The sequence below is a fragment of the Pedobacter puniceum genome (genome assembly GCF_009674685.1).
Classification (GTDB): Bacteria; Bacteroidota; Bacteroidia; order Sphingobacteriales; family Sphingobacteriaceae; genus Pseudopedobacter; species Pseudopedobacter puniceum.
The window spans coordinates 1-18,927 of record NZ_WKJI01000001.1 but is presented as its reverse complement, the minus strand read 5'-3'; the positions used below and the strand labels follow the sequence as shown (position 1 = coordinate 18,927).

Genomic DNA, 18,927 nt, shown 5'->3' with positions numbered 1-18,927 from the left:
AAAAATCCCTAGCAATTAGCTAGGGATTTTTCTGAAAGCTTATAACGGCTTAATACTTATAACTTTGACTTTCTACTTATAACTTTCTATAACATACCACCACAAACAGAAATTACCTGTCCGTTTACGTAAGCACTCATATCAGAAGCTAAGAAAACACAAACATTAGCTACATCGTCTGTTTCTCCTGCTCTCTTTAAAGGAATATCCTTTTCCCACCCTTCTACAACTTTTGGATCTAAAACAGCTGTCATTTCTGTTCTGATAAAACCTGGAGCTACCACATTGGTTCTGATATTTCTAGAACCTAATTCTTTAGCTATTGATTTAGAGAAACCTATAATACCAGCTTTAGATGCTGCATAATTAGACTGACCAGCATTTCCTTGCACACCAACTACAGAACTCATATTAATGAATACACCACTACGGTTTTTCATCATAATTTTTGATGCTGCTTTTGTGGTATTAAAAATTGATTTTAAGTTTACTTCCAATACATCATCCCAATTTTCCTCAGACATACGCATTAATAAACCATCTTTAGTAATACCAGCATTGTTAACAACAATATCTATGGTACCAAAATCAGTAACAATAGCATTAATCAATTGCTCTGCCTCGGCAAACTTAGAAGCATCAGAACGGTAACCTTTTACTTGCGTACCATATTGTTGCAATTCTTTTTCTAAAGCTTCGCCTTTTTCTACTGATGATAGATATGTGAATGCAACATTTGCACCTTGCTCTGCAAATTTCTCTGCAATTCTTTTTCCTATTCCTTTAGATGCACCAGTAATTAATGCGGTTTTTCCTTGTAATAACTTCATTTTATTTGATTAAGATAAAGGCGTGAAATTATCATTTTTTTTTGATAAGCATACAAACCATATAAAAAGCAAAAGGCATTCTTATTGAAGAATACCTTTTGTTATTAAATTTTAGATTTTATGTGATGATATTAATTTAATATCTTCTTTTTCTTTCTCCACCAGAAGATCTTCTTTCGCCACTACCGCTTCCACCTTCTTTTCTTTTACCAGAAAAATCTCTAAATCCACCACCATTTCTATCTCCGCCTCTATCGTTTCTTTCTCTTCGCTCGCCACCGGCGCTTCTGCTGTTGCCACCACCATAGCTTCTTCTATCTCCACCACGATTAGGACCGCCGCCACCTCTTCTCTCACTTCTTCCTTCTCCAGAAACTTCAATTCTTACTGCTCTACCGTGAAAATCTACTTTTTTGAAGCCTTCAATTACTTTTTCTGCAATTTCATTTTCTACTTCAAAGAAAGAGAAAACACCTTTCATGTCTATTTTACCAACAGATTTACCGCTAATACCTGCATTATTGCAGATGTAACCTAAAAGATCTCCTCTGGTAAAATCATCAACAGAACCAAGATTGATAAACAAACGCGTAAATCCACTTTGTCCTGCTCTGCCGCCATCTCTTTCTCTACCGCCACGCTCATCAGAAACAGTATTTAAATCTGGAGCATTTTTGTAATAATCTAAGAAACGGTTAAATTCTAAAGAAGCAAATCTTTTGATGACTTCTTCTTTATCCATATCCTTAAATTCATCCATAATTCTAGGAAGGTACTGTTCTATCTGAGAATCATTAACCTCTACATTATGAACTTTATGTACTAAACCAAATAATTGTTTCTCAACAACATCAAAACCAGTTGGAATTTCTGCTTTTGTAAATTGCTTACCAATTACTTTTTCTATTTGGCGTATTTTGTATAATTCTTTTGAATTGATAATGGCTATAGAAACACCGGTTTTTCCAGCTCTTCCTGTTCTACCACTTCTATGAGTATAGTTTTCTATCTCATCAGGTAAAGAGTAATTAATTACGTGGGTAACATCGCTAACATCAATACCACGAGCTGCAACATCAGTAGCAATTAATAATTGCAAACTTCTATCGCGGTAACGCTTCATTACTTTATCACGTTGTTGTTGCGATAAATCTCCGTGTAAAGAATCGGCATTGTAACCATCTTTTACTAAAGACTCTGCAATTTCCTGTGTTTCTATTTTAGTACGGCAAAATACAATACCAAAAATCTCTGGGTTAAAATCTACAATGCGTTTAAAAGCTGCGTATTTGTCTCTAGCTTTTACAATATAGTACTCATGCTCAATATTAACATTACCGGTATTTTTTGTCCCCATGGTTAACTCATGTGGATTGGTCATGTAATTATTTGCAATAGCTCTTACCTCTTTAGGCATGGTAGCAGAAAACAACCAAGTTTTCTTTGTGTCTGGGGTAGTAGAAAGGATATCGTTAATATCATCCTGAAAACCCATGTTTAACATCTCATCAGCCTCGTCTAAAACTACATATTTCACTTGAGAGAAATCTATAGCTTTTCTGTTAAGGATGTCTAGCATACGACCTGGTGTTGCCACCACAATTTGTACGCCTCTTTTAATGTCTCTTAATTGGTTTACGATATTTGCACCACCGTATACTGCAACTACATTAACATTAGGAAGGTTTTTAGAATAATTTTTTAAATCGTTACTGATTTGTAAGCAAAGTTCACGTGTTGGGCAAAGAATAAGTGCTTGTGGGTGATTTTTGCTGTAGTCGATCAGTTCTAATAATGGAAGGCCAAATGCGGCTGTCTTTCCTGTTCCTGTTTGGGCTAATCCGACAAAATCGTTGCTGCCTGATAACAAAACTGGAATGGCACTTTCCTGGATTGGAGTTGGGTTGGTAAAACCTAACTCAGTTATCGCATTAACAATATCATGTCGTATCCCCAATTCATTGAATGGGTTCATGATAATTTATAAAATATGGCAACATTGCCAAATAGGGCGCAAAGATACAATTTAAATAACTGAAATGCAACTTCTGCCTGATATAGCTTTTATGTATCAGGCAGAAGTAAGACTTTTATGGCTTCACAAACTTTGTATTAACTTGATTTGAAGCGCTTGTGAGCTTAAAGAAATATATCCCGCTGACAAGATTTTGACTAAAATCAAACTGGTTTAAACCTCTCTCTAAAAAAACATCTTGCTGAGCCAAAACTTTACCGCTTATATCAAACAAACTTAGTTTTGCCTTTTCTTTTACGGGAGATATAACTTGAGCTGTTACTGCACTAGCGCTTTGTAAAACACTTAAAGTAGCGAAAGGTATATTGGATATTGCTGATTTAATAGCTGATATTTCACTTTTTCCGTCAAAATCTATTTGCTTTAGTCTGTAATAATTAGTACCAGGCAGAGGATTTTCATCTACAAAACGGTATTTGGTTAAGGTTGTTGTAGTTCCAGAGCCTTCTTTTGAGCCAATTTTAATAAAGCTTTTTCCATCTATTGATCTTTCAATCTCAAAACCTGAATTATTAGTTTCTGATAAAGTTTCCCAGTTTAATAAAATGGTTTTATCAATAGCTTGAGCTGTAAAAGAGGATAGTTGGATGGGAAGAGTGGAATTTTCGTTTGATTCAAATTTTAAGTTATCAAATTCATAACCTGTTATTGCATCCACTCCAGAAGTATGCTGCGCTGCAAGTACGATATATCCGCCATTAAAAGATGAATAAGTATTATCGTTAGTAGAACCTTGAAAAATATTTGTTGTTATGGTAGTTAATGGATCTGAAGCTGTAGCTCCACTACCATTAATGGTTGGAAGTGTCGAGGTATAAACATTCCAAACACCACTGATACTTCTAGTTACTCTAACTTGAAAACCAAAGTCAGTTATACCATTTGTTGTACCTCCGGTACTAGTTAAAATCACTGTAGCCGTACCATTATCAACTCTCTCTAAAACAATTTCATCGGCTCCAGAGTTATCGCCGAAGGATATCCTGTAACCATCCATAGTTGCTGAGGTAACATCTGATTCGCTACTGTAAAGCCAAACAAAGGTTCTATTGGTAGAAGTAGCTGCTTGAGCTCTCCTTCCTAACCAAAAGGCCCATGTCTGCTGGCTACCCCATAAAAATGTATTCTGTACGCTTAGATAATCTAATGTTTCTGAATCTGCATTTAATCTTAAAGTATTTGAGCCTGTTGCCCCAATAGAAACAGTGCTATTAGCACTAATAGTCCACTTAGTTGTAGTACCAGCCCAAGTCGGGTTCGATGTAAAATTGCCATCCGAAAAATCATCCAATATTTGGGACATGGCTTTAACACTAAAGAACATTAAAAAAAAGAGTAAAATTTTCTTCATTTGTTTAAAATTTGAGAGTTTGAGTAGTTGACGCTAAATATAAAGAGAAAACATTAATTTTATATAAAATTTTCAATAATTTATCACTAAATATTTAATCTCAACAAAATTAAACCGCTATTTTTACAAAAAGTACTATTATATAACTTATAACCTCTGATTATTTCTATTAAAATCATCCTATTTGGCAAATCGTCTTAGGCATTATAATTGTATTTCTAAAGTAAAACACATCTTCTTATGATAAACAGCGTAGAACAGTTAAAGAATACTTTAGAAGATTCTTTACTAAAAGAAAACATTAATACAAACTTGAGTAAAACAGAAAGAATACTTTCTATAGCCGGGGGAACATATATCGCCCTAAAAGGTTTAAGAAATATATTTTCTCATCCACTTATTGCTGCTACAGAATTAACATTAGGTTATACTTTGCTTAACAGAGGTGTATCTGGTTATTGTGCCATTTCAGAAAAGCTTGAACATGAGCCAAAAGGACCTGAACCTGTTTTAGTTGCAGAAAATCTTTAAAACAAAAAAGCTGGCTCTATATTCAAGAGTCAGCTTTTAAATCTTTATCTATGAAAACTATCTTAATCTGTCTGCAGACTTTATAAGTTTTTCATCTCTTCTAATCCCCTTTGCGGCTAATACCAAAAATAAAACCGCTATAGACGACAAGCCTACCCCTATACCATAATCCCCTATCTCTAATATAGCATTAGTTGCATTCTTAACCGTCTGAGATAACCAAAAACTATAAGCAATAACAACAACAATATGAACATAAGTAAATATCATTTGCTGCTTTCTGTTTTTATAAAGGAATATCAATACTAATGAGTTTAAAGCTAATAAAGCAGTAATGATGGTAAGCAATAAAAAATTTTCTGTTTGCACCACATTACCATCAATGGTTTGAGTTATCCCAGTAACACTTATTTTTTTTGCTCCGCCTGTTTCAAAAACGGTAGCTATTGGAAATAAAAATAAAGCTGCAAGAGCTAAAGACGCCAAAAAAAAGTAAACGGTTTGTATTCTTTGTATCATGATACCTTTTTAAAGTAAATAATTAAACAAATGTAAAAACATCTGGCCTTATTAAAATTGTTTATAAAAGAAATTACATAAATGTTGCCAGTTCAACTAAAATGATACGTCTATTTAGATTAAATTTGTAAAGTGCATCAAGTTAATAGATATTTTCTAGAGTTAAGCTACCATGGAATGAACTACCATGGTTGGCAAACGCAACCAAACGCCATTACTGTTCAGCAAAAAATTGACGAAGCTTTAAGCATCTACTTTAAAAGCAAAATAGAAACTTTAGGCTGTGGCAGAACAGATACGGGCGTACATGCTTCTCAATTTTTCGCACATTTTGATTGTGATATAACAGAGTTAGAAAACCAAGAACTTAAATTCCTGAGAAGTTTAAATGCACTTCTTCCTTATGATATTGCCATTCATCACATTTACCCGGTTGCGCCAGATGCTCATGCTCGTTTTGATGCAACTTTTAGATCTTATCAATACCACATTCATTTTAATAAAAATCCGTTCAAAACATACACCAGTTGGCTTGTAAAAGAAAATTTAGATGTTAAAGCAATGAATATTGCAGCGTCATATCTTTTAGAATACGAGGATTTTGGCGCTTTTTGCAAGGCTAATGCCGATAATTTCACTAATAACTGTTTAGTTTCAAGAGCAGAATGGGAAGTAACTGCAGACGGAATTATCTTCCATATTACAGCAAATAGATTTTTAAGAAATATGGTTAGGGCCATCGTAGGCACTTTAACCGATATCGGAAGAGAAAAATTCTCACCTGATTATATGCGTGAAGTTATAGAAAGTAAAAACAGATCTGCCGCTGGTGCTTCTGTTCCTGCTTGCGGACTTTTCTTAACCGAGGTTAATTATCCATACATCATGAGGGCAATAGAAGAAGAAAAATAATGGCAGAAATAACTGGAAAAACTTACGACTGGAGCTTACTTAGGAGGCTTTTCAAATACACCAACCCTTATAAAAGACTTTTTTATCTAGCTATTTTCCTGACACTTAGTTTGGCCGTGGTTGCTCCACTAAGACCCCTACTCATTCAGAAAACTGTTGATGATTTTATCCTTTTCAATAATAAATCGGGATTGATAAACATGACCATCATTCTGATTGGTTTATTAATCCTTCAAACCATTATTCAATATTACCATACTTTTTTAACTAATACGCTTGGGCAATCAGTAATTAAAGATTTGAGAAAGGATGTATTTAATCATCTAACCCAACTCAGATTAAAATATTTTGATAAAACTCCATTAGGGCAACTTATAACCCGCACCGTATCTGATTTAGAAACCATTGCCGATATTTTTTCTGAAGGTTTAATTGTTATTATTGGAGATATTTTACAACTGGTTACCATTATCGGGGTGATGTTATACACCGATTGGAAACTTACTTTGATTGTTTTAATCCCGATGCCTTTGTTAATGTTAGCTACTTATATCTTTAAAGAAGCTATAAAATCTGCTTTTCAGGATGTTAGAACTCAGGTAGCGCAACTCAATACTTTTTTACAAGAACATATAAGCGGTATTAGTATCATCAGATATTTTGCCAGAGAAGATCAAGAATATAAAAAATTTAAAGCTATAAATGCGGTGCACCGCGATGCTCATATCCGTTCTAATTGGTATTATTCAATATTTTTCCCAGTGGTAGAGATTATTTCTGCTCTTTCTATTGGTTTATTGGTTTGGTACGGCTCTAAAAGTATTCTTAATAATGAGATTTCTGCCGGAGTTGTAGTAGCCTTTATCATGTATGTTAATATGTTGTTTAGGCCTATCAGAGAACTGGCTGATAAGTTTAACACCTTACAAATGGGTATGGTTGGTGCAGACAGAATTTTTAAAGTTTTGGATACCCAAGAACAAACGGTTAATGAAGGTAAGTTAGCACCACAGAGTTTAAAAGGAGAAATTGAGTTCACAAATGTTTGGTTTTCTTATCAACAAAATCAATCTACTATTGATGATGAAGATTGGATATTAAAAAACATTTCTTTTGAAGTTAAAGAAGGAGAAACTTTAGCACTTGTTGGTGCCACAGGAGCAGGAAAATCATCAACCATCAATATCTTGAATAGGTTTTATGAAATTAGTAAAGGAAGCGTTAAAATAGATGGTATTAACATTAAAGATTTTGAGCTTACTTATTTAAGAAACCAAATAGCTACGGTTTTACAAGATGTGTTTTTATTTTCTGATACCATCGCTAATAACATTACCCTAAAAAATCCGGCTATTAGTAGACAAAAAATTATAGCTGCCGCAAAAGATGTTGGTGCGCATGATTTTATTATGCGCCTACCTGGCGATTATGATTATCAGGTACAAGAAAGAGGTGCTACTTTATCTTCTGGACAAGCACAATTAATTTCTTTTATTAGGGCCTTAGTTTACGACCCTAAAATTTTGGTTTTAGATGAAGCCACTTCCTCTGTAGACACAGAAACAGAAATTCTAATTCAACAAGCTATAGAGAAACTGATGCAAGGCAGAACTTCTATCGTTATTGCTCATCGTTTATCAACTATACAAAATGCCGATAGAATTATTGTTTTAGACCATGGCGAAATTAAAGAAATGGGTACTCACCAAGAATTACTTAGACTAAATGGCTATTATAAAAATCTTTACGATTTACAATTTAACTCTAGCGGTATTGAGATTAAATAGTTATTTCTTATAGGTTATTTTAACTCTCGCTATCCCTTCTTCATCCAACTTAATTTTTTTAGCTGCTTTTTTAGATAAATCTATAATACGTCCTGCTACAAATGGCCCTCTATCATTAACCCTTACCTTAACAGTTTTTCCATTATTTAGGTTAGTTACTTTAACTTTTGTTCCGAAGGGTAGTGTTTTATGAGCTGCTGTTAATTTTTGATTTCTAAATATTTCTCCACTTGCAGTTTTTCTTCCATCAAACTTATCAGCGTAATAAGATGCTTTACCCGTTTGAGAAACTTTTGGAGAACAAGCATATAGTAAACTAAGCACACTTGAGCAGTATACAAATTTTAATAACCTCATGTTTTTATAGATTTCTATTCTACCTCTGGAAGAGAGTATGAAATTTCTACCGTTGCAATACCTTGCCCCATTATACCTATCTCTTTTGCTGCAGATTGTGACAAATCAATAGCCAAACCTTTTCCAAAAGGACCTCTATCATTTACAACAACAACAACAGATTTTCCGTTTTTTGGATTTACGACAGTTACCTCGGTACCAAAAGGTAAAGTTTTATGTGCTGCGGTAAATTTATCATGCGTGTAAACTTGGCCGCTGCTGGTTTTTCTGCCAACAAATTTGCTTGCATAATAGGTAGCTCTAACCTGTTTTTGTACTAGATTTTTCTCTTTATCATTACTAAATGAATTATTGAAATTCATCAGCAAAAACGTACTTAAAAGAAGTAAAACTTTCATACTTATTGATTAACAGATAATTAGAAATTACCCGAAGATAGAAGAATTAGTTCGAAAATAAAAATCTAACCCTCTTTAGGCACAAAAATCATACTTAGAGAATTTACACAATGACGAGTATTTTTAGCCGTAAAACGCTCTCCTTCAAAAACGTGACCTAAATGCCCTTCGCAATTTGCACAAACAATTTCTACCCTTCTACCATCTCTATCCATTACTCTTTTTACAGCTCCGGGTATTTCATCATCAAAACTTGGCCAACCGCAATGCGATTCAAATTTATCTTCAGATTTATACAAAGGTGTATTACATCTTTTGCAGATATATGTTCCTGCATCTTTTAAATTAGTATACACTCCGGTAAAAGGCATTTCGGTACCCTTATGTAAAATAATGTATTCTTCTTCTGGCGTAAGTTTATTGTAATTCATCATTAATGTAACAACTATTTATAACGAAAGTTTATCAAAAAGCATATAAGGTAAATCTTAACAAAAAAGGCCGGAATGAGATTCCAGCCTTTAAAGTTTATTTTAGATTATTATTGTTTATGCAAGTTTTGCTAATTCTTCTGCCATTGCAGCACCAATACCAGCAGGAGACTCAACTACTCTGATACCGCACTCTCTCATGATTTTCATTTTAGCAGCGGCAGTATCTTCTGCACCACCAACAATAGCACCAGCGTGGCCCATTCTACGCCCTGGAGGCGCTGTTTGGCCTGCTATAAAACCAACTACTGGCTTTGTTCCATGTTCTTTAATCCAACGAGCTGCCTCTGCTTCCATTCCACCACCAATTTCACCAATCATAATGATACCGTGGGTATCTGGATCATTCATTAATAACTCAACAGCTTCTTTGGTTGGTGTACCAATGATAGGATCACCACCTATACCAATTGCAGTTGTAATACCTAAACCTGCTTTTACTACTTGGTCTACTGCCTCATAAGTTAAAGTACCAGATTTAGAAACTACACCAACATTACCTTTTTTGAAGATAAAACCTGGCATGATACCTATTTTAGCTTCATCAGCAGTGATGATACCTGGACAGTTAGGGCCAATTAAACGGCAATCTTTATCTGCAATATATTCTTTCACCTGAATCATATCCTTGGTTGGGATACCTTCAGTAATACAAACAATAACTTTAATTCCTGCTTCAGCAGCTTCCATAATAGCATCTGCCGCAAATGCAGGCGGTACGAAAATGATAGACACATCTGCACCAGCTTTTTCTACTGCCTCTTTAACAGTATTAAATACTGGTTTATCTAAATGAGTTTGTCCACCTTTTCCTGGTGTAACACCTCCAACAACGTTAGTTCCGTACTCAATCATTTGGATAGCGTGGTAAGTACCCTCATTTCCGGTAAAACCTTGAACAATAACTTTCGAATTTTTATTTACAAGTACACTCATGGTCAATTTTTTGTATCGCAAAACTAAGATAATCGGCTAAAACCACAAAAGATTTGACAAATAACTTTATAAAAAAATAATTTGTGGCATTTCACAGATAAAACAGCTTAAAAACACAATTTAATAGTCTTTAAACTTTGTAATTTTTACTTTCTATTCAAATTCATCAAGTTAAAACCTCTGTTAGTAATTTCATTTCTATATGAGGTGAATGTTTTTCATAAAGAATAGCGTAAACAGCCCTAGCAATAGGCATATTCACTTTATAGGTTTTATTAATTTGATGAATAGAGTTAACTGCATAATAACCCTCTGCTATCATATTCATTTCTAGCTGAGCAGATTTTACAGTATACCCCTTCCCTATCATATTTCCAAAAGTTCTGTTTCTACTAAACTGAGAGTAGGCGGTTACCATCAGGTCTCCTAAATAAGCAGATTCTTTAATGTCTCTATCAATTGGATGAATGGCAGCAACAAACCTTCCGATTTCTCTTATAGCATTAGATATTAATACCGCTTGGAAGTTATCTCCATACCCTATTCCATGGCAAATACCGCTAGCTACGGCATAAATATTCTTTAAAACAGCAGCGTATTCTGTTCCGTAAATATCATCAGAAACAATAGTTTTGATATATCGGTTTTTAATTTGAGAAGCAAACAATTCTGCCAATTGCAAATCCGGAGAAGCAATAGTTAGATAAGACAATTTCTCTAAAGCAACTTCTTCTGCATGGCAAGGGCCACTTATGACAACAATATCCTGAAAAGGAATTTCGTATTTATGATGAATAAACTCAGCAATGATTTGATTTTCATCAGGAACAATCCCCTTTATTGCCGATATAATTTTCTTACCTTTTAAATCTTTAGGGGTTAAATCAGCGAAAGCGTCTTTAAGAAATGCGGCTGGCACATTTAACAATAAGATTTGTGCGTTTTTAATGGCCTTTCTAATATCAGTATGGATATGAGCTGCATCAACTTTAATTTCTACAGATGATAAATAGTTAGGATTATGCTTGTATTTACGAATATGCTCAGCAGCATCTTCACTTCTCATCCACCAATAGATTTCTTTTTCTAAGAAATTGTCGCTCAGCATCTTCACTATTGCTGTTGCCCAACTACCTCCACCTATAACTGCTATTCTGTTTAACTTATCCTGCATTGCTGAATAAATGGTTTATAAATAAAAATGTCCCGCTCTTTAATCAGAACGGGACAAATTACAGATTTTCCTCGATAATCAAATCATCGCTAACTGCAAGTCATTTATTTGTTACTACTTCTTTTCGGTATTAAAAAGCTTAGATTTATCAACTACCTCAACTTCTGTTTTATCTTTCAATGTTTTTGAAATAGCCGAGTAAGGAGCGCTAATAACTTGTTGACCAGCTTTTAAGCCAGACAAAACAATTATATTTTGATCATCCTGAATACTGGTTTTAACAGCTATTTGTTTAGCTAAACCATTCTCTACAATAAAAACATATTCCTTAGGTTTTTCTTTACTTTTTTCCTTTTTCTCATCGTTATTACTTGGTCCATCCTCCTTGTCATCTTTATTTTCTTCTTGCCTTACCGTTACACTTTGTATAGGAATAACCAAACCTTTAGTTTTTTCTGTTTGGATATCTACCGTTGCGGATAAACCAGGTCTAAAAGGAGAAACATCTGCATTTTGTTGACCTAAATTCTGATAAGATTCTTTAAGAATTCTAATCTTAACTTTAAAATTAGTTACTTGATCTGCCGTTTCACCAACCACATTTGCAGAACTTGCAATTTCTGTTACAATACCTTTAAATTTTTTATCTAAAAAAGCATCTACCTCAATGATAGCGGTATCTCCCAAACTTAGTCTGTTAATATCATTCTCATTTACATCAACATTAACTTCCATGCTATTTAGGTTAGCTATGGTCATAATCTCAGTACCTGTCATTTGTGCAGTTCCAACAACACGCTCTCCTCTTTCTACAGAAAGTTTAGAAACCACTCCATCAACGGGTGCATAAATATTAGTACGGGCTAAGTTATCACTAGCTTCTTTCACAACTGCTCCTGACTGCTCTAAGCCAAATTTTGCTCCAATAAGATTTTGTTTAGCCGTCTCTAAGTTAGATTTTGCAGTCAAATATTCTGCTTGTACAGCATCAAATTCTGCTGCTGATATTACTTTTTCTTTATAAAGAGTTTGATTTCTCTTATATCTGGCTTCAATATTTTTGAAATTAGCCTGTGCTTGTACAATTTGCTGCTGTGCACTGGCAACTGTAGCTTTTTGTGCATTGTAAGAAGCTACGGTACGCTCGTAACCAGAAGCTAAAATATCAGGCTTTATTTTACATAAAAGCTGCCCTTTTTTTACAATATCTCCTTCTTTAACATTGAGTTCAACAATTTCGCCTGAAACTTCTGGACTAAGCTTTACTTCTACTTCTGGCTGTATTTTTCCACTTGCAGAAACTGTCTCAATAACATCTTTAACTTCTACTTTTGTAACTGCTACCTGTACTGTTTTAGGCTTACCTATCCAGCCCATTTTCTTACTTACAATTAATGCTATGGCTACTACACCTAAAGCAATTAGTATATTTCTTAATTTTTTATTCATTTCTATTTATCTTATAAGTTGATAGGATTTCCTAAATAAAAGTCGATAACCTTTGCTCTAAAAAGTAAATCGTATTTTGCTTGTATAAAATCAAACTGAGCTTTATTATAGTTAGTTTGAGATGTATTTAATTCTATAGCATTAGCCAAACCTACATCATATCTTTTCTTGATAACTTCAAATGCATCCTGAGAAGAAGTTAAACTTGATTGTGTAGAAACATATCTTTTCTCTGCCGATCGTAAATCTAAAACTGCTTGGTTAATGATTTTATTCAAATTGTTTTTAGCAAGTTGTTCTGTTACTAAAGCATCTTGATATCTTATTTTGGCGATGTTTAATGATGATCTATTCCTGTAATTATCAAATATTGGAATTTGAAGATTCAGACCTATAACCTGTAAAAAATTTCGATCTATTTGATCTGAAAAACCTAGTCTTCTCCTAGTTGTGAAGTCAACAGCATTACTAGAATAGCTATTAAACAGCTGCCCCCCAACACCTAAAGATGGATATAAACCTCCCTTTGCTGCTTTTACCCCATACTTAAAGGCTTCAGAATTATACTTGGCTAACTTTATATCTGGATAGTTATTAATAGCTTGATCAAATACTTCTTTACCCGTGTAATTCTTAGTTACACTCGAAAGTTCTGGTAGTGTTGGTACAACAAGCTCTATTTGTGTTTCTGGATTAATCTCCATCAACTGCTTTAAATCTAGGATTGATAAATCATAAGCATTTTGGGCATTAGTTAAATTGAGCTCATTAGTTGCTAATTGTGCCTTAGCTTGAGACAAATCTGCTAAGGTTTTATTTCCAACATCAAAATTTCGCTGCTCAACATTTAACTGTGCTTTCGATAAATCTACTTGTTGTTGCGATGCAGTTATTAAATCTCTGTTTGTAAGTGCTTGTAAATAAGTATTAATAACAGTTAAAGTCAAATCATTCTTCACTTTTTCTACATTACTCTTATCTGCCATTAATAAATTCTTATTCTGCTTTATTTGATTTTGCAGCCTAAAACCATTAAACACCAATAAATTTGAGGATAAACTAGCATTTGCAGCATCTGTACTACCGTTTATTAAAGTACCAGCAGTTTGGTCAAAAAATAAACCGTATTGTTTATTAGCAGATACACTTCCATTTAAATTAGGCAATAATTGATACCTGCTTTGTTTAAAATTCTCGTCTGTCACAGCTTCTTGAAATTGTGCTTGTTTAATTTGAAGATTATTAGCTAAGGCTGATTCTAAAACAGCTTTCAAATCTACTTTCTGTGGTGACTCTTGTGCATTCGAATTATAATATCCTATTGTCAACGCTAAAACTAATATGAATAAGTTTTTAGAATGAACAGAAATCTGATTGATATATTTCATATTTATATTTTCATCTTTGCTTGCAATTACTTAACAATCTTAAGCAATGTATCTGGTAAAAACACCGTGGTTATTAAAAAAGTTCTATCCCCAAAATTTAATTTGGAATAAATCCAGAGATAAAAAAATCATTTATCTCACGTTTGACGACGGACCCATACCTATTGTTACACCATTTGTACTAGAAATTTTAAAAAAGTTTAATGCAAAAGCCACATTCTTTTGTATTGGAGATAATATCAACAAACATCAAGATATATTTTTTCAGCTTAAAGCTGATGGACATGCTATAGGAAATCACACTTACAACCATCTCAACGGCTGGAAATCAGACAACAAAAAATACCTTGATAATATTCTAAAATGCCAAGAGTTAACTCAAACAGATTTATTCAGACCTCCTTATGGAAGAATTAAAAAATCTCAAATCAAAAATCTAGAATCAAAAATCAAAAATCAAAAAATTATCATGTGGGATGTTTTAAGTGGAGATTTTGATACACAACTATCTCCAGAAAAATGCCTTAATAATGTTTTAAAACACACAAAAAACGGTTCTATAGTGGTTTTTCATGATAGTTTAAAAGCATTTGACAGACTTAAATACACCCTACCAAAAGCTTTAGCACATTGGCAGGCTCAAGGATATGAATTTCACTCAATCCACTAAATTCTCACCGTATCAATAAATTATTTTTAGAGTTTTCAAAAAATCTGCTCTAATATTTGAAATATCCCCTATTTAGACTCTATATAAATAATAAAAGTACATATAAATGGCATTCTAAAGTGCTTTTTTTTGTAAATTAGCCGCCCAACATAGAAACGTATATTAAACTTATAATCAATTCAATAACATGGCATTTGATTTAGACATGATCAAAAAGGTTTACAGCAACTACGGAAGCAAAGTTGATGCTGCCCGTAAAGTTGTAGGCAAACCTTTAACTTTAACAGAGAAAATTCTTTACGCTCACCTTTGGGACGGAAACGCTAGTACAGCCTTTAAAAGAGGTACAGATTACGTTGATTTTGCACCAGACCGTGTGGCTATGCAAGATGCTACCGCACAAATGGCATTATTGCAATTTATGCAAGCAGGCAGACCAAAAGTTGCAGTTCCTTCAACCGTTCATTGTGACCACTTAATACAAGCAGAAGTTGGTGCTGATAAAGACTTAGCAACTGCCAATATCCAAAATAAAGAAGTTTACGATTTCCTTTCTTCTGTTTCTAATAAATATGGTTTAGGATTTTGGAAACCAGGTGCTGGTATTATTCACCAAGTAGTTCTAGAAAACTATGCTTTCCCTGGTGGTATGATGATTGGTACAGATTCTCACACACCTAATGCTGGCGGTTTAGGAATGATTGCTATTGGTGTTGGTGGTGCAGATGCATGTGATGTAATGGCAGGTTTAGCTTGGGAGCTTAAATTCCCTAAATTAATAGGTATTAAATTAACTGGAAAACTTTCTGGTTGGACTTCTGCTAAAGACGTTATTCTTAAAGTAGCAGGAATCTTAACTGTAAAAGGTGGTACAGGTTATATTGTTGAATATTTTGGAGAAGGTGCCCGCTCTTTATCTGCAACAGGTAAAGGTACTATCTGTAACATGGGTGCAGAAATTGGCGCAACAACTTCAATTTTTGGTTATGATGAAAAATCAGAAGCTTATTTAAGAAATACAGCTAGAGCTGATATCGCCGAATTAGCAAATGCAGTTAAAGAACATTTAACTGGTGATGACGAAGTTTACAACAATCCTGAGCAATATTTTGATCAAGTAATTGAAATTAATTTATCAGAATTAGAACCACACATCAATGGTCCTTTCACTCCTGATTTGGCTTGGCCTATTTCTAAATTTGCAGCAGCCGTTAAAGAAAACGGATGGCCAGCAAAATTAGATGTTGGTTTAATTGGATCTTGTACGAACTCTTCTTACGAAGATATTTCTAGAGCAGCATCTCTTGCGCAACAAGCAATTGATAAAAACTTAATTGCTAAATCAGAATATACAATCACTCCAGGTTCAGAACAAGTAAGATATACAGTAGATCGTGATGGTTTCTTAGATACATTCGGCAAAATGGGTGGAGTTGTTTTAGCAAACGCTTGTGGTCCTTGTATTGGTCAATGGGCTCGCCATGGCGCAGAAAAACAAGAAAAAAACTCTATAATCACTTCCTTCAACCGTAACTTCGCAAAAAGAGCTGATGGTAACCCAAATACTCATGCTTTTGTTGCCTCTCCAGAAATGGTTACTGCATTAGCAATTGCCGGTGATTTAACATTCAACCCCTTAACTGATACTTTAACAAACGAAAAAGGTGAGCAAGTTAAACTTGACGAACCTAAAGGATGGGAACTACCAACTAAAGGATTTGCAGTTGAAGACGCAGGTTACCAAGCTCCAGCAGAAGATGGAAGTAAAGTTGAAGTACTTGTAGATCCAAAATCATCAAGACTACAATTATTAGATCCTTTTAAAGCTTGGGAAGGTACAGATCTTAAAGCTTTAAAACTTTTAATAAAGGCTAAAGGAAAATGTACCACAGATCATATTTCTATGGCTGGTCCTTGGTTAAAATTCCGTGGTCACTTAGATAATATTTCTAACAATATGCTTATCGGTGCTATCAACTTCTTTAATGATAAAGCTGATACAGTTAAAAATCAATTAACAGGAGAATATGGTCCAGTTCCAGCTACACAAAGAGCATATAAAGCTGCTGGTATCGGTTCTATCGTAGTTGGTGATGAAAATTATGGCGAAGGTTCGTCAAGAGAACATGCAGCTATGGAACCTCGTCACTTAGGCGTAAGAGCTATATTGGTTAAATCTTTTGCTCGTATACATGAAACTAACCTTAAAAAGCAAGGAATGTTAGCTTTAACATTTGCTAATCCTGCTGATTACGATAAAGTTCAAGAAGATGATTCAATTGATATCATTGGCTTAAATGATTTTATTCCAGGCAAACCACTTCAAATAGTATTAAATCATTCGAATGGGACTACAGATACATTAGAAGTAAACCACACGTATAATGAACAACAAATAGAGTGGTTTAAAGCAGGTGGTGCATTAAACATCATCAGAAAAAATATGGGAGCTTAATTCCTCTTAAATAAATTTTAAAGGCTACTATTTTTAGTAGCCTTTTTTATACAATTTTATTAGTTTACCGATGTAATCAATTCATTACTTTAATAAATTAAACTTCTTATCTATTATCTTAAGCTAGATGCTTATATTTGAATATAATATCAATATTTTTTATGCTAGAATTACCAGTAGGATCAAGAAAAGAAGTAATGACATATTTAGAACCTTTCATGTTAAATGAAATGTCTGAATATTTAAAACCTGTTGAAGAGATGTGGCAACCCGCAGACTTTTTGCCAGACTCTAGTAAAGAGACTTTTTTTGATGAAGTAAAAGAACTACAACGCAATACAAAAGAAATTTCTTACGACTTATTAGCTGTTTTAATTGGCGATACCATTACTGAAGAAGCATTACCAACCTACGAATCATGGTTAACTATGGTAGACGATGTTTCTAGAAATGAACAAGGAGGTTGGATGAAATGGGTAAGAGCTTGGACAGCTGAAGAAAACAGACACGGAGACTTATTAAATAAATACCTTTATTTATCAGGCCGCGTTAACATGAGAATGATGGAAGCTTCAACCCAATATTTAATTCAAGATGGCTTTGATATTGGAACTGGTAACGATCCTTACAGAAACTTTATTTATACATCCTTTCAAGAAATGGCGACTAACGTCTCTCATAGAAGAGTCGCTAGTTTAGCAAAACAAGCTGGTGATAAATTATTGTCTAAAATGTGTGGAGTAATTGCGTCAGATGAAGCAAGACACGCAAAAGCTTACAAAGCTTTCATAAGCAAAGCATTTGAAGTAGATGCTAGTGAGGTAATGATTGCTTTTGAAGACATGATGAAGAAGAAAATTGTAATGCCAGCTCATTTTTTAAGAGAGATAGGCGTTAAAATGGGGCAAACATTCGGTCATTTTACTGATGCAGCACAAAGACTAGGAGTATATACAGCTATAGATTATGTTGATATACTTAAAGAACTTATTGTTGATTGGAAAATTGAAGAAGTTACAGACTTAAATGAAGCCGGAGAGAAAGCAAGAGAATACCTCATGAAATTACCTGATAGACTTTTAAGAATAGCTGATAGAATCAAAGCTCCATCTTTAGAATATAAATTTAGTTGGATTTTATAGCCATTTCAAAATACTTATATCTACTTATGAATAAAGCCAGTATCTCAAAAAAGTACTGGCTTTTGATTTATATATAATCTTAATACTATATCAAGTTAAATCCCTATAAAAGCGAGTTCTCTTATTCCTATTGATAAGGATATCACACAGCTAATCTTATTAAGAGCCTTGATATTATTATAATCAAGTTTCATGAACAGTAAAAGCTTCACAGCTTTCAGAAGTTTGAAGCTTTAAGGGTGATATATTTAGGATGGTTGCTTAGATTTATGTATACCCTTAGTATAGAGTAGTATAGTATAGTATATTACGGTATCGTAAGCATCGCCTATACAAACACAAAAGCTCTTGATATTTCTATCAAGAGCTTTATGTTTATTTATTTAATAAAAGTCGGCATCGACCTACTCTCCCACATTTTACTGCAGTACCATTGGCTCTGATGGGCTTAACTTCTCTGTTCGGAATGGGAAGAGGTGGACACCATCGATATAGACACCTG

At 33.9% G+C, this 18,927-nt stretch carries 17 protein-coding genes and 1 rRNA gene; 6 read left to right on the top strand and 12 right to left on the bottom strand.

Features of this window, described 5'->3' with window-relative positions; all coding sequences use genetic code 11:
- Positions 1-86 precede the first annotated feature (86 nt).
- From fabG to GJJ64_RS00080, 3 genes are all read right to left on the bottom strand, one after another.
- Complete coding sequence (fabG, locus tag GJJ64_RS00090) at positions 87-830, bottom strand: 3-oxoacyl-[acyl-carrier-protein] reductase (protein ID WP_154285773.1); 744 nt, start codon at positions 828-830, stop codon at positions 87-89.
- Positions 831-966: 136 nt separating this feature from the next.
- On the bottom strand, positions 967-2,805 hold the full coding sequence (locus GJJ64_RS00085) for a DEAD/DEAH box helicase (RefSeq protein WP_154285772.1): 1,839 nt from the start codon (positions 2,803-2,805) through the stop codon (positions 967-969).
- Between the two features lie 115 nt (positions 2,806-2,920).
- The gene (locus tag GJJ64_RS00080) at positions 2,921-4,168 is read right to left on the bottom strand and encodes a T9SS type A sorting domain-containing protein (RefSeq protein ID WP_195759193.1); all 1,248 of its coding nucleotides are present in this window, start codon (positions 4,166-4,168) and stop codon (positions 2,921-2,923) included.
- Positions 4,169-4,456: 288 nt separating this feature from the next.
- Between GJJ64_RS00080 and GJJ64_RS00075 the strand changes: the two genes are divergently transcribed.
- A complete protein-coding gene (locus GJJ64_RS00075) occupies positions 4,457-4,747 on the top strand; it encodes a hypothetical protein (protein WP_154285770.1) in 291 nt (96 codons plus the stop codon).
- A gap of 57 nt (positions 4,748-4,804) precedes the next feature.
- On the opposite strand, the gene GJJ64_RS00070 is transcribed toward GJJ64_RS00075, so the two are convergent.
- Positions 4,805-5,266 carry a DUF4293 domain-containing protein gene (locus GJJ64_RS00070; protein ID WP_154285769.1) on the bottom strand — a complete coding sequence of 154 codons (462 nt, stop codon included), beginning with the start codon at positions 5,264-5,266 and terminating at the stop codon, positions 4,805-4,807.
- A 132-nt stretch (positions 5,267-5,398) separates the two neighbouring features.
- Here GJJ64_RS00070 and truA point away from each other — a divergent pair, with 132 nt between their 5' ends.
- Positions 5,399-6,178 (top strand): tRNA pseudouridine(38-40) synthase TruA, encoded by a 780-nt coding sequence (gene truA, locus GJJ64_RS00065; protein ID WP_317162883.1) that lies wholly within the window; start codon positions 5,399-5,401, stop codon positions 6,176-6,178.
- Positions 6,178-7,965 (top strand): ABC transporter ATP-binding protein, encoded by a 1,788-nt coding sequence (locus tag GJJ64_RS00060; protein WP_154285768.1) that lies wholly within the window; start codon positions 6,178-6,180, stop codon positions 7,963-7,965. Before truA ends, GJJ64_RS00060 begins: the two co-directional genes overlap by 1 nt.
- Here GJJ64_RS00060 and GJJ64_RS00055 read toward each other — a convergent pair whose 3' ends face one another.
- From GJJ64_RS00055 to GJJ64_RS00025, 7 genes are all read right to left on the bottom strand, one after another.
- Complete coding sequence (locus tag GJJ64_RS00055) at positions 7,966-8,322, bottom strand: septal ring lytic transglycosylase RlpA family protein (protein WP_154285767.1); 357 nt, start codon at positions 8,320-8,322, stop codon at positions 7,966-7,968. It abuts the gene before it with no gap.
- 14 nt (positions 8,323-8,336) lie between these two features.
- Positions 8,337-8,720, bottom strand: coding sequence for a septal ring lytic transglycosylase RlpA family protein (locus GJJ64_RS00050; protein ID WP_154285766.1), 384 nt, complete (start codon positions 8,718-8,720; stop codon positions 8,337-8,339).
- Between the two features lie 65 nt (positions 8,721-8,785).
- On the bottom strand, positions 8,786-9,154 hold the full coding sequence (locus GJJ64_RS00045) for a methionine-R-sulfoxide reductase (RefSeq protein ID WP_229655415.1): 369 nt from the start codon (positions 9,152-9,154) through the stop codon (positions 8,786-8,788).
- Positions 9,155-9,268: 114 nt separating this feature from the next.
- Positions 9,269-10,147, bottom strand: coding sequence for a succinate--CoA ligase subunit alpha (gene sucD / locus GJJ64_RS00040; RefSeq protein ID WP_154285765.1), 879 nt, complete (start codon positions 10,145-10,147; stop codon positions 9,269-9,271).
- Positions 10,148-10,313: 166 nt separating this feature from the next.
- Positions 10,314-11,321, bottom strand: a complete 1,008-nt coding sequence (locus tag GJJ64_RS00035) for an NAD(P)H-dependent glycerol-3-phosphate dehydrogenase (protein ID WP_154285764.1) — start codon at positions 11,319-11,321, stop codon at positions 10,314-10,316.
- Positions 11,322-11,435: 114 nt separating this feature from the next.
- The gene (locus GJJ64_RS00030) at positions 11,436-12,770 is read right to left on the bottom strand and encodes an efflux RND transporter periplasmic adaptor subunit (RefSeq protein ID WP_154285763.1); all 1,335 of its coding nucleotides are present in this window, start codon (positions 12,768-12,770) and stop codon (positions 11,436-11,438) included.
- A gap of 11 nt (positions 12,771-12,781) precedes the next feature.
- On the bottom strand, positions 12,782-14,158 hold the full coding sequence (locus tag GJJ64_RS00025) for a TolC family protein (RefSeq protein ID WP_154285762.1): 1,377 nt from the start codon (positions 14,156-14,158) through the stop codon (positions 12,782-12,784).
- A gap of 46 nt (positions 14,159-14,204) precedes the next feature.
- On the opposite strand from GJJ64_RS00025, the gene GJJ64_RS00020 reads away from it, so the two are divergent.
- From GJJ64_RS00020 to GJJ64_RS00010, 3 genes are all read left to right on the top strand, one after another.
- Positions 14,205-14,828, top strand: coding sequence for a polysaccharide deacetylase family protein (locus tag GJJ64_RS00020; protein WP_154285761.1), 624 nt, complete (start codon positions 14,205-14,207; stop codon positions 14,826-14,828).
- A 187-nt stretch (positions 14,829-15,015) separates the two neighbouring features.
- Entirely contained in the window at positions 15,016-17,283 is a 2,268-nt protein-coding gene (locus GJJ64_RS00015) for an aconitate hydratase (protein WP_154285760.1), read from the top strand.
- Positions 17,284-17,444: 161 nt separating this feature from the next.
- Positions 17,445-18,425 carry an acyl-ACP desaturase gene (locus tag GJJ64_RS00010; RefSeq protein WP_154285759.1) on the top strand — a complete coding sequence of 327 codons (981 nt, stop codon included), beginning with the start codon at positions 17,445-17,447 and terminating at the stop codon, positions 18,423-18,425.
- Positions 18,426-18,816: 391 nt separating this feature from the next.
- Here the strand turns inward: GJJ64_RS00010 and rrf are convergent.
- A 5S ribosomal RNA gene (rrf, locus tag GJJ64_RS00005) occupies positions 18,817-18,925 on the bottom strand.
- Positions 18,926-18,927 lie beyond the last annotated feature (2 nt).

Excerpts from the sequence above, each read along its gene's own strand:
- GJJ64_RS00015 (WP_154285760.1), top strand. The coding sequence starts at position 15,016 with ATGGCATTTGATTTAGACATGATCAAAAAGGTTTACAGCAACTACGGA.
- GJJ64_RS00030 (WP_154285763.1), bottom strand. The coding sequence starts at position 12,770 with ATGAATAAAAAATTAAGAAATATACTAATTGCTTTAGGTGTAGTAGCC.
- GJJ64_RS00075 (WP_154285770.1), top strand. The coding sequence starts at position 4,457 with ATGATAAACAGCGTAGAACAGTTAAAGAATACTTTAGAAGATTCTTTA.
- fabG (WP_154285773.1), bottom strand. The coding sequence starts at position 830 with ATGAAGTTATTACAAGGAAAAACCGCATTAATTACTGGTGCATCTAAA.
- GJJ64_RS00035 (WP_154285764.1), bottom strand. The coding sequence starts at position 11,321 with ATGCAGGATAAGTTAAACAGAATAGCAGTTATAGGTGGAGGTAGTTGG.
- GJJ64_RS00045 (WP_229655415.1), bottom strand. The coding sequence starts at position 9,154 with ATGATGAATTACAATAAACTTACGCCAGAAGAAGAATACATTATTTTA.
- GJJ64_RS00085 (WP_154285772.1), bottom strand. The coding sequence starts at position 2,805 with ATGAACCCATTCAATGAATTGGGGATACGACATGATATTGTTAATGCG.
- GJJ64_RS00010 (WP_154285759.1), top strand. The coding sequence starts at position 17,445 with ATGCTAGAATTACCAGTAGGATCAAGAAAAGAAGTAATGACATATTTA.
- GJJ64_RS00055 (WP_154285767.1), bottom strand. The coding sequence starts at position 8,322 with ATGAGGTTATTAAAATTTGTATACTGCTCAAGTGTGCTTAGTTTACTA.
- GJJ64_RS00080 (WP_195759193.1), bottom strand. The coding sequence starts at position 4,168 with ATGTCCCAAATATTGGATGATTTTTCGGATGGCAATTTTACATCGAAC.
- GJJ64_RS00025 (WP_154285762.1), bottom strand. The coding sequence starts at position 14,158 with ATGAAATATATCAATCAGATTTCTGTTCATTCTAAAAACTTATTCATA.
- GJJ64_RS00050 (WP_154285766.1), bottom strand. The coding sequence starts at position 8,720 with ATGAAAGTTTTACTTCTTTTAAGTACGTTTTTGCTGATGAATTTCAAT.
- sucD (WP_154285765.1), bottom strand. The coding sequence starts at position 10,147 with ATGAGTGTACTTGTAAATAAAAATTCGAAAGTTATTGTTCAAGGTTTT.
- GJJ64_RS00060 (WP_154285768.1), top strand. The coding sequence starts at position 6,178 with ATGGCAGAAATAACTGGAAAAACTTACGACTGGAGCTTACTTAGGAGG.
- GJJ64_RS00020 (WP_154285761.1), top strand. The coding sequence starts at position 14,205 with ATGTATCTGGTAAAAACACCGTGGTTATTAAAAAAGTTCTATCCCCAA.
- GJJ64_RS00070 (WP_154285769.1), bottom strand. The coding sequence starts at position 5,266 with ATGATACAAAGAATACAAACCGTTTACTTTTTTTTGGCGTCTTTAGCT.